This window comes from Streptomyces sp. CNT372 (assembly GCF_000377145.1).
Genome location: NZ_KB897783.1, coordinates 79,169 through 93,366 on the forward strand (window position 1 = coordinate 79,169; position 14,198 = coordinate 93,366).

The window sequence follows — 14,198 nt, forward strand, 5'->3', positions numbered from 1 at the left end:
CCCATGCCCATCACGGCAGACCACATCCGCGCGACCCTCGTCGAGTACGCCGACGCACACCCCGAGGACAAGCACGCTCTGACCCCTCTGACCGAGCTACTGGACCAGGGGGCGGACGTGACCAGCCGCAAGGAACTCCGCGGGCACGCCACCGCGGGCGCGGTGCTCCTCAACGATCGGTGCGAAGCGCTGCTCATTCATCACAACGTGCTCGGCACGTGGCTGACCCCCGGTGGACACCTTGAGCCCGAGGACACGAACCTGCTGGGTGCGGCCCTCCGCGAACTGGTCGAGGAAACGGGTGTGACGCTCAGCCTCGCCCCCGTCCAGCCCACGCCCGTACACATTGACGTGCACCCGATCCCCGCGAACGCCGGCAAGGGTGAGGGACCCCACTGGCACGCCGACTTCCGGTACGTCTTCCGCGCCACCGGCGATCAGGTCGTGACGCTCCAGGAGGAGGAAGTGAGCGGCTACGCGTGGCGCAGCCTGGACGCCCTTGCTGACGAGACGCTGCGGGCTCGGGTCGCGGCAGTGCTCCGGTAGTCCCGCCCCACACATCCGCAGTCCGCCCGTCCATTCGCACATCTGGTTGCGGAAGACCCCCGACCGCGTTCCGTCCCGGCAGGGGGGCGGGGCCGGCGAGCCGTGCGGGTCAGGGCTCCAGGCGGCCGATTTCCGGGTGGCCGTCCACGCGCCGGGGCAGGCCGAGGGGGTTGTCGTCGCGGAGTTCCGGCGGGAGCAGCGCCTCGGGGGTCGTCTGGTAGGTCACCGGGCGCAGCCAGCGTTCGACGGCGGTCGCGCCGACGGACGTCGAGGTGGAGGTGGTCGCCGGGTAGGGGCCGCCGTGGTGCTGGGCGTGGGCGACGGCGACGCCGGTGGGCCAGCCGTCCACGAGGATCCGTCCGGCGAGCGGGGTGAGTTCCGCGAGGAGGCGCGGGCCGTCCCCGCCGCCTCGGGCCTCCTCGGCGGAGAGCTGGACGGTGGCCGTGAGGTTGCCGGGCAGCCGGGCCAGGACCGCGCTCGCCTCGGCCGGGTCCGTGTAGCGGGCGACGACGGTCAGCGGGCCGAAGCACTCCTCCAGGAGGGCGTCGTGCGCGCCGGGCCCGGTCAGCCGCCCGGCGGGGACGGTCAGGAAGCCGGGCCGGACGGCCTGCCCGTCGGCCGCGCCCGGGGCGACGGGGGCGGCGACGCCGTCCAGGGCGGCCCGCTCCGCCGCGCCGCCGAGGAAGTTCTCCCGCATCCGGGCGTCGAGCAGGAACCCGGCCGGGGCCTCGGCCACCGCCTCGGCGAGGGCGCCCACGAGCCGGTCCCCGGCCTCGCCCGCCGGGACCAGCACCAGTCCGGGCTTGACGCAGAACTGGCCGGTGCCCAGGGTCATCGAGCCCGCGAGCCCGGCCCCGATCTCCGCCGCGCGCTCGTCCGCGGCGGCCGGGGTGACCACCACCGGGTTGAGCGAGCCGAGTTCGCCGTGGAAGGGGATGGGCACCGGGCGGGCGGCGGCCGCGTCGAAGAGGGCCCGTCCGCCGCGCACCGAGCCGGTGAACCCGGCCGCGGCGACGAGCGGGTGGCGCACCAGCTCCAGTCCCGCGTCGAAGCCGTGGACGAGCCCGAGCACGGCCGGGTCCAGCCCGTGCTCGGCCGCCGCGGCCCGCAGCACCGCCGCGACCAGCTCGGAGGTGGCGGGGTGGTCGGGGTGGGCCTTGACCACGACCGGGCAGCCGGCCGCGAGGGCACTCGCGGTGTCGCCGCCGGGCACGGAGAACGCGAAGGGGAAGTTGGAGGCCGCGTACACCGCGACCACGCCCAGCGGGATCTTGTAGCGCCGCAGGTCCGGGACGGGTGGGGTGGCGGCCGCGTCCGGGTGGTCGATCACCACGTCCAGGAATGCGCCCTCCTCGACGGTCCCGGCGAAGGCCCGCAACTGGTAGCAGGTGCGGCCCAGTTCGCCGGTGAGCCGGACGGAGCCGAGGGCGGTCTCCGCGTCCGCCGTCTCGACGAGCGCGTCCCGGGACTTCTCCAGGAGGGCGGCGGCGGTACGCAGGAAGGCCGCCCGCACGGCGCGGTCCGCGAGCTGTGCGCGGGCCGCGTGGGCGGCCCGTACGGCGGCGTCGACCTCGCCCGCCGTGGCCTCGGCCGCGACCTGCTCCCGGCGCTTCCCCGTACGCGGGTCCACGCTCCAGACCTGTGCTGCTGCCACCGCGGGTGCCTCCCGGACTCGGCTCTGAGTGTGCGAACGCGGTTCATTCTGGACGGGGTTGCCGGTCGTGACCAGGGGCCCGGGGTGGCCGGCCCGGGCCCGCACGACGGCCCCATGGTGACCGGCCCCGCGCCTGGACGACTGTGCACCGGGGTGACCCTCCCGCGCCCGGACCACCAGGCGCCCGGGGTCCGGCCCGGACCCCGGGCGCGCGCCGCGTCTCCGCCGGGCGGCGGAGAGGGATCCTCCCGGCGCAGGAGGTGCGCCGCGCCCCGGGCCAGCAGGGTGGACGCCATGGACCCCGTGACCCGTCCGGCAGACGCCCAGGCCGCCGCCACCCCGACCACCGACCCCGCCCCGGCCAGAACCCCCGCCCCGGCGCGCACCGCCCGTGCCCGGGCCTGGCTGCGGGCCGTCGCGATCGCCGCCTGCCTCCCCTATCTGACGCTCAAGACGGCGTGGCTCACCGGCAGCCGCACCGGCATCCCGGAGGGCAGCGTCCTGCTCGACCACCCCACGGCGATCGCCGTCGCCAACGCCGTCACCGTGCTGATGGACGGCTCGGTGATCGTCCTCGCCCTGCTGCTCACCCGGCCGTGGGGGACGCGGGTGCGGCCCTGGCTGCTGACCGTGCCGATGTGGACGGCCACCGGGCTGCTCGCGCCGATCATGACCGGCTACCCCCTCCAGCTCGCGGCGGGCCTGTTCGGCGGCTCCCACGGTACCGACTCCACCGCCGGCAGCGCCGAACCCTTCCTGGACGACTGGGTGTTCGCCGTCGTCTACGGCGGCTTCATCCTCCAGGGCCTCGCCCTCGGCGCGCTGTTCCTCCTCTACACCCGGGACCGCTGGGGCTCGCTGTGGCAGGGGACGGTCGGCGGGCTGCCGGCCTCCGCGGCGACCCGGGGGGTCCGGTGGTGCGCCGTTCTCGGGGCCGTCGCCGCCGTCTTCCCGGCCGCCGTCCACCTGGCGTGGGCGGGCGGGGCGACGACCGGGCTCGGGGCGTCGGGCCCCGCCGGCTTCCGGCTGCTGGAAGGGCTGCGCGCCGCGTTCGCGGTGGTCGCCGTGGTCTGCGCGCTGGTCCTCGCGTTCCGGGCGGCTCCCCGGCTGCGGCTGGGGCCGGTGCTGGCGGGCGCCTGGGTCGCCACGGCCGCGTGGACGGCCTGGGGCGGCTGGATGCTGATCAATTCCCTGCTGCCCGCCGGCGGCGAGAGCCGGACGGCGGTGGTGACGCTCACCTACGCTGTGGGGATGATCTCCGGTCTGCTGCTGACCGCGGTGACGGTCGCCGTGCTGACCCGGCGGCGCGTGTGAGCGAGGAGGCGGGCCGCGGCGCCCCCGGCGCCGACCGCCTGGCACCCGGCGCGGCCCCCGGCAGCACCGACGACCCGGCGCCCGGCGGCGTCCCCGGCACTGACCACCGGGCACCCGCCGCGGCCCCCGGCACCGGCTCCGCCCTGCGGGGCGCGGCGCGGGCGCTGCTGGGCGCACGGGCCCGGCTGCGCTGGGTGCATCTGGTGCTCGGCGGAGCCCTGTTGATGCCGTTCTGGCTGGTGGGCGCGGTCGTGATGGGCCCGGTGACGGGGCAGGACTACGCGTTCGCGGGCTCCGGCGCCCTCCAGTTCTCGGCGTACGGCGTGGCCGTGCCGCTCGCCGCGATCGCCGGGCTGCTGCCGATCGCCCGGCCGCTCTCGGTGGCCGCCGCCCGCGCCCTGTGCGGGGTGCCGGGCGCCCGGTTCGCCGAGGGACCGGCGCGCGGCCGGGCGGCGCGGGTGCGCACCGCGGGCTGGTTCGCCCTGCATCTGGGCGTCGGGGCGCTGGTCAGCGGGGCGTCGCTGGCGCTGCCGCCGTTCGCCGCCGCCCTGGTCGTGGCCCCGTTCCTGCCCTCGTTGCGCCGGCAGCTGGACGTGGGTGGCTCGGGCTGGTGGCACGTGCTCCTGCCGCTCGCGGGCCTCGGGATGCTGCTGGCCCTCGCGGCGGCCTCGGCGGCGGCGGGAGCGCTGCTGGCGAACCGCGCCCCGGTACTCCTCGGCCCGACGCCCGCCGACCGGCTGGCCGAGGCCGAACTACGCGCCGCGGAGCTGGCCGAACGCAACCGGCTGGCACGGGAGTTGCACGACTCGGTGGGTCACGCGCTGTCGGCCGTCACCCTCCAGGCCGGGGCCGCACGCCGGGTGCTGGACAGCGACCGCGCGGGCGACCGGGAGTTCGTCCGGGAGGCTCTGGGCGCGATCGAGGAGACCTGCCGTCGGACGGTCGGCGAACTGGACGCGGTCCTCGGGCTGCTGCGCCGGGACGACGAACCGCCCCCGGGGGACGGGGCCGCGGGTGGGACGGGGCCGCTGCTGGCGTCCGTCGGCGGGCTGGTGTCCCGCAGCGGGGTGGCGGTGGAGCTGCGGACGGCGGGCGACCCGGCCGCCGTCCCGGCGCGGGTCTCCCGGGAGGCGTACCGGATCGTGCAGGAGGGGCTGAGCAACGCCGTGCGCCATGCCGGGGGCCTCCCGGTGTCGCTGAGGATCGCCGTGGACGGCGGAAGGGTGGAGATCACGATGGAGAACGCGCTGCCGGAGCAGGCCCCGGTGGTCCGCCCGGGCGGGGGCCGGGGACTGCGCGGGGTCGCCGAACGTGCCGCGCTGCTGGGCGGGCGCGCGGGGGCCGGGCCGGAGGACGGTCCCGGCGGCGGCGTCTGGCGGCTGGCGGCGTCGCTCCCGTACGGCCCCGGTGGCACGGGCGCGGCGGGGGACGCCCGGTGACCGGGCCCCGACCCGGGGCCGCCTCCGCGAGCGGGCCCTGGCCCACGGACGGGACCGCGCCCGTGCGGATCGTGCTCGCCGACGACGAGCGGATGGTGCGCACGGCCCTGCGGGTGATCCTGGACGCCGAGCCGGGCCTCGCCGTGGTGGGCGAGGCCGCGACGGGCGCGGAGGCGGTCTCGGTGGTGCGCGCCCTGCGGCCGGATGTGGTGCTGATGGACGTGCGGATGCCCGAGACCGACGGCATCCGGGCCACCGAGCAGATCCTCGCCACCCTGGACGACCCGCCCCGGATCGTGGTCGTGACCACCTTCGAGAACGACTCCTATGTGTACGACGCGCTGCGCGCCGGCGCGGCGGGCTTCCTGCTGAAGCGGGCCGCCGCCGAGGAGCTGGTGCAGGCCGTGCGGCTGGTCGCGCGCAGCGACTCCCTGCTGTTCCCGGCCGCGGTGCGCGCGCTCGCCGCCGAGCACGCTCCCCGCCCGGCCGCCGCCGCGCCCGCCTGGGCAGCGCGGCTGACCGGCCGCGAGGCGGAGGTGCTGCGCCTGATGGCCCGGGGCCTGAGCAACACGGAGATCGCGGAGCGGATGGAGGTCGGTCCGGCGACCGTCAAGTCGCATGTCGCGGCCGTCCTGGCGAAGACCGGCGCGCGGGACCGCACCCAGGCGGTGATCGCGGCCTACGAGTCGGGCTTCGTCCCCGCCCGCGCACAGCAGGGGCGCGGAGGACGCGCCTGAGAAGAACCTGAGAAAAGCCGCGGGACGGAACGATCCGGCCCTCCACGCTCGTCCTCAGGGCGGGATGAACAAGACGATCAGAAGGGCCTCCGTCTTCACCCTGCTGCTGGTGTTCGCGCTCCTGGTGCGCGCGACCTGGCTCCAGGCGTACGACGCCAAGGCCCTGGCCGACAGCAAGTACAACCACCGCAACGTCGTCGAGCGGTACGCGCAGCCGCTGGGGGACATCGTCGTGGGCGGGTCCCCCGTCACCGGTTCGGTGCGGACCGAGAGCGGTGATCTCGCGTACCAGCGGGACTACACCGACGGGCCGCTGTACGCGCCGGTGACCGGCTACAGCTCGCAGGCGTTCGGATCCACCCAGTTGGAGGGGATCTACGCCGATGTCCTCGACGGCACCGACGACCGGCTGAAGAACCCGCTGAACGTGCTGACCGGAGAGCGCCAGAAGCCCGGCGACGTGCTGACCACCGTCGACCCGGCGGTACAGCAGGCGGGCTTCGAGGCGCTCGGCGACACCAAGGGCGCGGCGGTCGCGATCGACCCGGCGACCGGCGAGATCCTCGGCCTGGTGAGCACGCCGTCCTACGACCCGTCGGCGATCAGCGGGGTCTCGGACGGGGAGGCGTGGCGGAAGCTGCTGGACGACCCGAACAAGCCGCTGGTGAACCGGGCGCTGCGCCAGCCGCTGCCGCCGGGCTCCACGTTCAAGCTGGTGGTCGCGGCGGCGGCGCTGGAGGAGGGGCTGTACGGCTCGGTCGACGAGCGGACCGACAGCCCGGTCCCGTACCGCCTGCCCGGCTCCACCCGGGACCTGCCGAACGAGAACCCGTCCGCGCCCTGCGAGAACGCCTCGATCCGCACCGCGCTCCAGTACTCGTGCAACAACGTCTTCGGCAAGCTCGCCGTGGACCTGGGCCAGGACACGGTCCGGGAGACGGCCGAGAAGTTCGGCTTCAACGACACGGAGCAGGACGTCCCGGTGCGGGCGTACCCGAGCGTCTACCCGACCGGGATGGACGAGGCCCAGACGGCGCTGAGCGGGATCGGCCAGTTCGACGTGACCGCCACCCCGCTCCAGATGGCCATGGTGTCGGCCGCCCTGGCGAACGACGGGGTCATGGCGGATCCGCACCTGGTGTCCGAGGTGGTGGACTCGGACGGGGACACTCTGGAGTCCCCGGGCCGGGGTTCGCACCGGATCGTGTCCTCCTCGGTCGCCGAGGAGCTGCGCAGCGCGATGGTCACCGTGGTGGAGGAGGGCACCGGTTCCAACGCCCGGATCGACGGCGCCGAGGTCGGCGGGAAGACGGGCACCGCCCAGCACGGGGAGAACAACAGCCGTACGCCGTACGCCTGGTTCACCTCCTACGCGCACGACCCGGCGAGCGGGAAGCGGGTCGCGGTGGCCGTGGTGATCCAGGACTCGGGCGCGGCGCGCTCGGAGGTGAGCGGCAACGGCCTGGCGGCCCCGGTCGCGGAGAAGATGATGCGCGCCGCGCTGCGGTAGCGTCCCTGGGCTGCCCCGCGTCACGGGAGCCGGCGGGAGCGGATCGGCGTTCCGGCCCCCGACCCGCCCTCGCCGCACGACACTTGACGCGGTGGATCGGGGATCGCCGGCCGCCCCGGCGGGTAGCCGGGGTTCACGGGCCCGACCGCCCGCCCGACCGGCCGCGAGGAGCGAGGAGTACCCATGCCGGCACCCCGTACCGTCCTGCTCACCGGCGCCGCCGGCGGAGTGGGCACGCTGATGCGCGGGCTGCTGCCCGCGTACGGCTACACCCTCCGCCTCTTCGACGCCGTCCCGCCGGCGGGCGAACCGGACGCGGTCACGGCCGATCTCGCGGACACGGAGGCGCTGCGGGAGGCGGTCCGGGGCGTGGACGCGATCGTCCACCTCGCCGCGGTCTCCCTGGAGTCGTCGTTCGAGAAGATCCTCGCGGCCAACATCGTGGGCACCCACAACCTCTACGAGGCGGCGCGGGCGGAGGGCGTGCCCCGGATCGTGTTCGCCTCCAGCAACCACACCGTGGGCTTCGTCCCCCGCCCGGCCGGGCCGGTGCCGGTCGCCCCCGCCGACCTCATCCCCGTCGAGACCCGTCGCCGCCCGGACACCTACTACGGCCTGTCCAAGTGCTTCGGCGAGGACCTGGCCCAGCTCTACTGGGACCGGCACGGGCTGGAGACCGTCTCGGTGCGGATCGGTTCCTGCCTCATGGAGCCGACCTCGGTCCGGATGCTGTCGACCTGGCTGAGCCCCGGCGACGCGGCCCGGCTCTTCGACGCGGCCCTGACCGCCGAGGGCGTCGGCCACAGCGTGGTCTACGGCTCCTCGGCGAACACGCGGCTCTGGTGGGACCTCTCCAGCGCCCGCGCCCTCGGCTACGAACCGCAGGACGACTCCGAGCAGTACGCGGAGAAGCTCCTCGCCGAGCACGGTGAACTCGACCCGGACAACCCGGAGCACGCCCGTGTGGGCGGGCCGTTCACCACGGACCCGCCGCGCCGGCCGTAGCACCGCCGTCGCGCTTCGGGGCGGGGAAAACCGGATGCGGGCGGGCGGCCGGGCGGACCAGGATGGCGGCCATGGCCAGACCTTCCGGATTCAGCTACGAGCAGCGAGGTGACGGCACGGTCGTCATCACCCACCGCGGCCGCGCCGCCGGCACCCTGCGGGGCGACCGCGCGGCGAAGTTCCTCGCACAGGCCGAGTCGGGGGACGCGCAGCTCGTGATGGCGCGCTGGACGGGCGCCTACCGCTTCGGCAACGAGCGGACGGCACGGAACCACCCGCGCAACCGCTGACCTGCCCGCCCCCGCCGCACACGCCGCACCCACCCCCGCCGCCGCACCGAGCGCCTTCGCAGGGGCCGCCGCCCGGGCCGGACAACCGGACAAGGGGCCCGGCGAAGCCCTGCGAAGCCCGGCGAAGGGTAAGGGAACGGTAAAGCGGACTCGCTCGTTACGTCTGGCATGACAGCTATGACCCCCGGCTCGAACATCCCTCTCACCGCCGCGCGCGTGGCGGTCGACGTCGCCGCCCCGGTGCGGCTCGACGTTTCGGGCCTGCTGCTCACCGCCGACGGCAAGGTGCGCTCCGACGACGACTTCATCTTCTACAACCAGCCGCAGGGCCCCGGAGTGACCTACCGCTCCGGTGGCGGCACCGCGCCCGACGCGATCGTGGTGGACACCACCGCCCTGCCGCCCGCCATCGAGAAGATCGTCGTCACGGCGAGCCCGGACGCGGCGGGACAGACCTTCCAGGGCGTCGAACCGACCGCCACCGTCCGCGACGCCGACGACGGCACCACCCTCGCCACCTTCACCCCGCCGCGCCTCGGCACCGAGACGGCCCTGGTCGTCATCGAGGTCTACCGCCGCAACGGCGCCTGGAAGGCCCGTGCCGTCGGCCAGGGGTACGCGAACGGGCTGGCGGGCATCGCCACCGACTTCGGCGTCTCCGTCGACGAGGAGCCCGCGGCCGCCGCCCCCGCGACCCCGGCCGCGCCGCCCGCTCCCCCGGTGGCCGACCCGCGCCTCGCCGCCGCACCCCCGCCTCCGGCGGCCGCCCCGCAGGCGCCCGCCGCCCCCGCGCCCGGCGCCGGGAAGATCAACCTCGACAAGGGCCGGGTCAACCTCCGGAAGAACCAGACCGTCTCCCTGGTCAAGGGCGGCCGCCCGCTGCTCTCCCAGGTCAAGATGGGCCTCGGCTGGGAGCCCGCGTACCGGGGCAAGGACATCGACCTGGACGCCTCCGTCATCGCGTACGGCCCCCAGCGCAACCACCTGGACAGCTGCTACTTCGGGAAGCTGTCCATCCTCGGCGGCGCGATCAAGCACTCCGGCGACAACCTCACCGGTGAGGGCGCGGGCGACGACGAGACGATCGTCGTGGACCTCGGCCGGCTGCCCGCGGACGCGACGGGCCTGGTCTTCACCGTCAACTCCTTCTCCGGGCAGAAGTTCACCGAGGTGGCCAAGGCGTACTGCCGCCTGCTGGACGCCGCGACGGGCGAGGAACTGGTCCGCTTCGACCTGACCTCGGCGGAGCCGCAGACCGGCGTGATGATGGCCAAGCTGATCCGGCAGTTCTCCGGCGAGTGGGAGATGACCGCCATGGGCGACTTCGTGAAGTCCCGCACCGTGCGCGGCATGGTCAAGCCGGCCGCCCAGGCACTCTGAAACGGCCGGTCCCCGGGGCGGGCGTCGGTGACGTCCGCCCCGGGGACCGTTCGGAACCCTGCCGGTCCCGGAAACCCTGCCGGGTCCGAGACCGCTTCAGAGCTTGGTGAGCTTGGTGAAGGGATTGACGATGCGGCCGTGACGGCTCGCGAAGTCGACGAGCACCGCGGCGTTGTCTCCCTCCACCGCGAGGACGCGGCCGAGGCCGAACTGATCGTGCGAGACCCGGTCACCCACCGCGTAGAGCTCGACGGGGGGCGCTTCGGGGGCGGGACGGTTGAAGGGACTGGTGGCCAGTTGGCGCCGGGATCCGGCTGACATGGTCATTGAGGCGAGTATGCGCCTTCCGGAGCCCGGAAGTCACGGCCGTGGCTTCCGGGCTTCGCGCGACCCCGGCGTTCCAGGGGTCCCGCGCAGCACCGTGACGCCCCCGTGACCCCCTCGTGACCGCGGCGGGCGCGAGGGGCTCTCCAGGGCCTTCCGCGACACCCTTCAGGAAGCGGGCCCGTGCGAGCGCGCCTTGAAGGCCGCCTTGCGCGCCTCCTTGGCCAGCCCCTTGTCCCGGTGGAGCCGGCCCATCGCCTCCAGCACGTCCGCCGTCGCCGGGTGCCCGACCCGCCACGCCGCGTCGAAGAAGCCGCTGTGCTGGCCGACCAGGCCCTCGATCAGGTCCTGGAGTTCGTCGACCTCGCCGTCCGCGTCCAGTTGCGCGGCGATCGTGTCCACGGCCAGCCAGAAGATCATCGACTCGGGCGGCGGCGGGACGTCGGCCGCGCCGCGCTCCGCGAGCCAGACCCGGGCCAGACCGCCCAGTTCGGGGTCCTCCAGCACCTCCCGCACGGCGGGCTCGGCGAGCGGTCCGACGAGAGCGAGCGCCTGCTGGCAGTGGAGCCTGCGCAGCGGGGCTCCCCGGTCCGCGCCCCGGGCCGCGGCGAGCAGGTCCCGGGCTGCGGCGGCCGGGTCGCGCGGGGCGAGCCACAGCTCGGTCTCGGCGCGGGCGGCCGGGTCGGGGCAGCGGACGAGCCCGTCGAGGAGAACGTCGGCGCCCTTGTCCGCGAGGTCGCCGACGGCCGGGGCGTCCACCCCCGCCTCCAGCATCCGGGCACGGATGCCGTAGAGGCCGAGGGGGGTCAGCCGGACCAGGCCGTAGCGGGCGACGTCGTCCTCCGAGACCTCCTCCCGCGCCGGGGGGCCACCCGCCCCGGCCTCGTCCTCCTCGGCCGTCTCCTCGGTCATCAGGGACTCGTCGACGGGCCGGTACTCGACCAGGCCGATGGGCTCCAGCAGCCGGAACTGGTCGTCCAGGCGCATCATCGCGTCGGAGACCTCCTCCAGCACCTCGTCCGTCGGCTCTCCCATGTCCTCGGGGACGACCACGGAGGCGGCGAGCACCGGCAGGGGTACGGGCACCTCGCCCGCGCCGCCCTCGGAGACGGTGAGCAGGTACAGGTTGCCGAGCACGCCCTCCAGGAACTCGGCCTCGGCCTCGGGGTCCCAGTCGAGTGCGTCGAAGTCGATCTCGCCGTCCTCCCCCACCAGCGCCTGGAGGTCGTCGACGACGGGCGCCTCGGCGTCCGCGAGGACCACGTCGAGGGCGTCGAGCCAGAGGCCGAGGACGTCCTGGGGCGAGCCCTGGGTGACCAGCGCGAGGTTCCCGCCGGCGACGGCGCTCCCCGACCCGGCCTCCGCCGTCCCGTCCTCGCGGTCACCGTCGCCGTCACCCTCGTCGGCGGGGTCGCCGACCTCCACCAGCCCGGTGTCGACCGCCACCCGCCAAGCCTCGCTCGCGTACGCGGGGCCGTCGTCGTCCTCCCCCGCCGGAAGCCCCAGCTCCCGTGCGGCGTCGGCGAGTTGCTCGTCCACGAGCTCGCCCCCCGCGCCGACCCGGGTGTGCGGTCCCGCCCAGCGGGCCAGCCGCACCGCGCGGGACAGCAGCGGCGCGGCGAGCGCCGCCCGCGCCAGCTCCGCATCCGAATGCAGCAGGGCCGGAGGAAGGGTGGGGCGGTCATCTGGCATCTGGCGGTTCTCCTCCGCGCGTACGGACATACCGGCGGCCTCACGGACGTACCGACACGGCCTCGTGGGCCGGGCGGCATCCCAGCCTAGACGCATCCCGCCCCCTCCCGCCGCGCGCCGGTGCATCCCGCGGGCCCTTCCGGGGCCGTGGCGCGGGTGTTCACCGGCCCGTGGGACCGCGTACACCCGACCACCCTTGACAAGTGGGCGGTCCAGCCAAGAGATTGACGCGCGTAGAGCTGTCCTGTGCACGACCAGCCGGGACGGCGCCACCCCTCACCCTCATCCCGGAGTTGCTCGATGTCTTCCTCCGTCCTCCCGAGAACGTCCGCCGTCGCGGCCGTCGTCGTCGCCGCCCTGGCCGCGGGCCTGCTCGCGGCTTCCACCGGCGCGAGCGCCGCCGAGACCCCCGAGACCCCCGGGACCACCGCCACCGCCGGCGAGGTCAGGATCCACGACATCCAGGGCACGACCCGGCTCTCCCCGCTGGTGGGGCAGCAGGTCGCCGACGTCCCCGGCATCGTCACGGGCGTGCGGACCTACGGCTCGCGGGGCTTCTGGTTCCAGGACCCGCACGGCGACGGCAACCCGGCCACCAGCGAGGGCGTTTTCGTCTACACCGGCTCGGTGCCGACCGTGGCGGTCGGCGACAGCGTGCTGGTCTCGGGCACCGTCGGCGAGTACGTCCCGGGCGGTGCGGCGTCCGGCAACCAGTCGCTGACCCAGATAGCCAAGCCGACCGTGACCGTCCTCTCCCAGGGCAACAAGGTGCCCGCCCCGGTCACCGTCTCGGGCTGGACCGTGCCCGCCGCGTACACCCCGGAGGGCGACCCGGCGAACGGCGGCAGCATCAACGGCCTCGCCCTGCGCCCGCGTTCCTACGCCCTGGACTACTACGAGTCCCTGGAGGGCACCAACATCCGGATCCGGACCTCCCGCGTGGTGGGGGCGACCAACGCGCACGCGGAGCTGTGGGTCACGGTCAAGCCGTGGGAGAACGACAACCGCCGCGGCGGCACGGTCTACGGCTCGTACGCGGCGCAGAACACCGGCCGCCTCAAGGTCCAGTCGCTGACCCCGCTCGCCGAGAAGCCCTTCCCGTCCGCGAACGTCGGCGACGTCCTCGTGGGCGCCTCCGAGGGCCCGCTCGACTTCAACCAGTACGGCGGCTACACCCTGGCCGCCCGGACCCTCGGCACGGTCTGGGACCGCGGCCTGGAGCGCGAGCGCACCCGCCCGCAGCGTTCCGGCGAACTGGCCGTGGCCACGTACAACGTGGAGAACCTGGACCCGTCCGACCCGCAGGAGAAGTTCGACGCGCTGGCGAAGGGCGTGGTGGAGAACCTCGCCTCGCCCGACATCCTCGCCCTGAAGGAGATCCAGGACGACAACGGCGCGAAGAACGACGGCACGGTCTCGGCCGGGCAGACGATCACGAAGTTCACGGACGCGATCAAGGCGGCGGGCGGCCCGGCGTACGAGTGGCGCTTGGTGGACCCGGAGAACAACAAGGACGGCGGCCAGCCCGGCGGCAACATCCGCCAGGTGTTCCTGTTCAACCCGGAGCGGGTCTCCTTCACCGACCGGGGCGCCGGCGACGCGACGACCGCCACGGGCGTGGTCCGCGAGCGCGGCCGCGCGGCCCTCACCCACTCGCCGGGCCGGATCGACCCGGCGAACGCGGCCTGGGAGAGCAGCCGCAAGCCACTGGCCGGCGAGTTCAGCTTCCGCGGCAAGCCGGTCGTCGTCATCGCCAACCACTTCGGCTCCAAGGGCGGTGACGAGTCCCTGGTCTCCCACCACCAGCCGCCGAACCGTTCCTCCGAGGCGCAGCGGCTGCTGCAGGCGCAGTCCGTCAACACCTTCGTGAAGGAGGTCCTGAAGACGGACCGCCGGGCGCGGGTCCTGGTCGTCGGCGACATCAACGACTTCGAGTTCTCCGGCACGACCAAGGCCCTCACCGCGGGCGGCGCCCTGCGCGCGGCGATCACCTCCCTGCCGCGCGGCGAGCGCTACTCCTACGTCTACGACGGCAACAGCCAGGTCCTGGACCAGATCCTGACCAGCCCGGCGATCGACGACTTCACCTACGACAGCGTGCACATCAACGCGGAGTTCGCCCAGCAGAACAGCGACCACGACCCGCAGGTGCTGCGCTTCCGGCCGTAGCCCCCTTCTCCCCGAAGCCCCGGCTCTCTCCGAAGCCCCGGCGCCGTCCCACGGCCCGGGGCTTCGCCCTTCCCTCCCGTCCCCTCCGACTCATCAGTGCTGCTTCACGGTCATCCTCAGTTTTCCTCGCTGGTCCCG

General features: G+C 74.8%; 12 protein-coding genes. 9 read left to right on the top strand and 3 right to left on the bottom strand.

The window, feature by feature from the left end:
- Positions 1 to 3: 3 nt before the first annotated feature.
- Positions 4 to 546 carry an NUDIX hydrolase gene (locus tag C593_RS0117455; protein WP_018848593.1) on the top strand — a complete coding sequence of 181 codons (543 nt, stop codon included), beginning with the start codon at positions 4 to 6 and terminating at the stop codon, positions 544 to 546.
- Positions 547 to 655: 109 nt separating this feature from the next.
- On the opposite strand, the gene C593_RS0117460 is transcribed toward C593_RS0117455, so the two are convergent.
- Positions 656 to 2,200: an aldehyde dehydrogenase (NADP(+)) gene (locus tag C593_RS0117460; protein ID WP_026277792.1), complete on the bottom strand. Its 1,545-nt coding sequence runs from the start codon at positions 2,198 to 2,200 to the stop codon at positions 656 to 658.
- Positions 2,201 to 2,485: 285 nt separating this feature from the next.
- Between C593_RS0117460 and C593_RS0117465 the strand changes: the two genes are divergently transcribed.
- The 7 genes from C593_RS0117465 to C593_RS0117495 all read left to right on the top strand — a co-directional run bounded on the left by C593_RS0117465 (position 2,486) and on the right by C593_RS0117495 (position 9,875).
- A complete protein-coding gene (locus C593_RS0117465) occupies positions 2,486 to 3,514 on the top strand; it encodes a hypothetical protein (RefSeq protein WP_020610338.1) in 1,029 nt (342 codons plus the stop codon).
- The gene (locus C593_RS0117470; RefSeq protein ID WP_018848596.1) at positions 3,511 to 4,953 is read left to right on the top strand and encodes a histidine kinase; all 1,443 of its coding nucleotides are present in this window, start codon (positions 3,511 to 3,513) and stop codon (positions 4,951 to 4,953) included. The genes C593_RS0117465 and C593_RS0117470 overlap by 4 nt, the downstream gene beginning before the upstream one ends.
- Positions 4,954 to 5,015: 62 nt before the next feature.
- The gene (locus tag C593_RS29940) at positions 5,016 to 5,690 is read left to right on the top strand and encodes a response regulator transcription factor (RefSeq protein ID WP_018848597.1); all 675 of its coding nucleotides are present in this window, start codon (positions 5,016 to 5,018) and stop codon (positions 5,688 to 5,690) included.
- A gap of 64 nt (positions 5,691 to 5,754) precedes the next feature.
- Positions 5,755 to 7,200 (top strand): peptidoglycan D,D-transpeptidase FtsI family protein, encoded by a 1,446-nt coding sequence (locus tag C593_RS0117480; protein WP_018848598.1) that lies wholly within the window; start codon positions 5,755 to 5,757, stop codon positions 7,198 to 7,200.
- Positions 7,201 to 7,383: 183 nt separating this feature from the next.
- A complete protein-coding gene (locus C593_RS0117485) occupies positions 7,384 to 8,205 on the top strand; it encodes an NAD-dependent epimerase/dehydratase family protein (protein WP_018848599.1) in 822 nt (273 codons plus the stop codon).
- A 71-nt stretch (positions 8,206 to 8,276) separates the two neighbouring features.
- On the top strand, positions 8,277 to 8,495 hold the full coding sequence (locus C593_RS0117490; RefSeq protein WP_018848600.1) for a hypothetical protein: 219 nt from the start codon (positions 8,277 to 8,279) through the stop codon (positions 8,493 to 8,495).
- Positions 8,496 to 8,663: 168 nt separating this feature from the next.
- Positions 8,664 to 9,875 (top strand): TerD family protein, encoded by a 1,212-nt coding sequence (locus C593_RS0117495; protein WP_199790054.1) that lies wholly within the window; start codon positions 8,664 to 8,666, stop codon positions 9,873 to 9,875.
- A gap of 96 nt (positions 9,876 to 9,971) precedes the next feature.
- Here C593_RS0117495 and C593_RS0117500 read toward each other — a convergent pair whose 3' ends face one another.
- The gene (locus C593_RS0117500) at positions 9,972 to 10,202 is read right to left on the bottom strand and encodes a hypothetical protein (RefSeq protein ID WP_018848602.1); all 231 of its coding nucleotides are present in this window, start codon (positions 10,200 to 10,202) and stop codon (positions 9,972 to 9,974) included.
- A 165-nt stretch (positions 10,203 to 10,367) separates the two neighbouring features.
- Positions 10,368 to 11,891, bottom strand: coding sequence for a hypothetical protein (locus C593_RS0117505; RefSeq protein ID WP_026277793.1), 1,524 nt, complete (start codon positions 11,889 to 11,891; stop codon positions 10,368 to 10,370).
- A gap of 300 nt (positions 11,892 to 12,191) precedes the next feature.
- Here C593_RS0117505 and C593_RS0117510 point away from each other — a divergent pair, with 300 nt between their 5' ends.
- Positions 12,192 to 14,060: a hypothetical protein gene (locus C593_RS0117510; RefSeq protein ID WP_018848604.1), complete on the top strand. Its 1,869-nt coding sequence runs from the start codon at positions 12,192 to 12,194 to the stop codon at positions 14,058 to 14,060.
- The last annotated feature ends 138 nt before the right edge of the window (positions 14,061 to 14,198 follow it).

What these genes read in the sequence shown, in the direction of transcription:
- C593_RS0117485 (WP_018848599.1), top strand. Translation starts at nt 7,384, where the DNA reads ATGCCGGCACCCCGTACCGTCCTGCTCACCGGCGCCGCCGGCGGAGTG.
- C593_RS0117500 (WP_018848602.1), bottom strand. Translation starts at nt 10,202, where the DNA reads ATGACCATGTCAGCCGGATCCCGGCGCCAACTGGCCACCAGTCCCTTC.
- C593_RS0117490 (WP_018848600.1), top strand. Translation starts at nt 8,277, where the DNA reads ATGGCCAGACCTTCCGGATTCAGCTACGAGCAGCGAGGTGACGGCACG.
- C593_RS0117495 (WP_199790054.1), top strand. Translation starts at nt 8,664, where the DNA reads ATGACAGCTATGACCCCCGGCTCGAACATCCCTCTCACCGCCGCGCGC.
- C593_RS0117455 (WP_018848593.1), top strand. Translation starts at nt 4, where the DNA reads ATGCCCATCACGGCAGACCACATCCGCGCGACCCTCGTCGAGTACGCC.
- C593_RS0117510 (WP_018848604.1), top strand. Translation starts at nt 12,192, where the DNA reads ATGTCTTCCTCCGTCCTCCCGAGAACGTCCGCCGTCGCGGCCGTCGTC.
- C593_RS0117480 (WP_018848598.1), top strand. Translation starts at nt 5,755, where the DNA reads ATGAACAAGACGATCAGAAGGGCCTCCGTCTTCACCCTGCTGCTGGTG.
- C593_RS0117505 (WP_026277793.1), bottom strand. Translation starts at nt 11,891, where the DNA reads ATGCCAGATGACCGCCCCACCCTTCCTCCGGCCCTGCTGCATTCGGAT.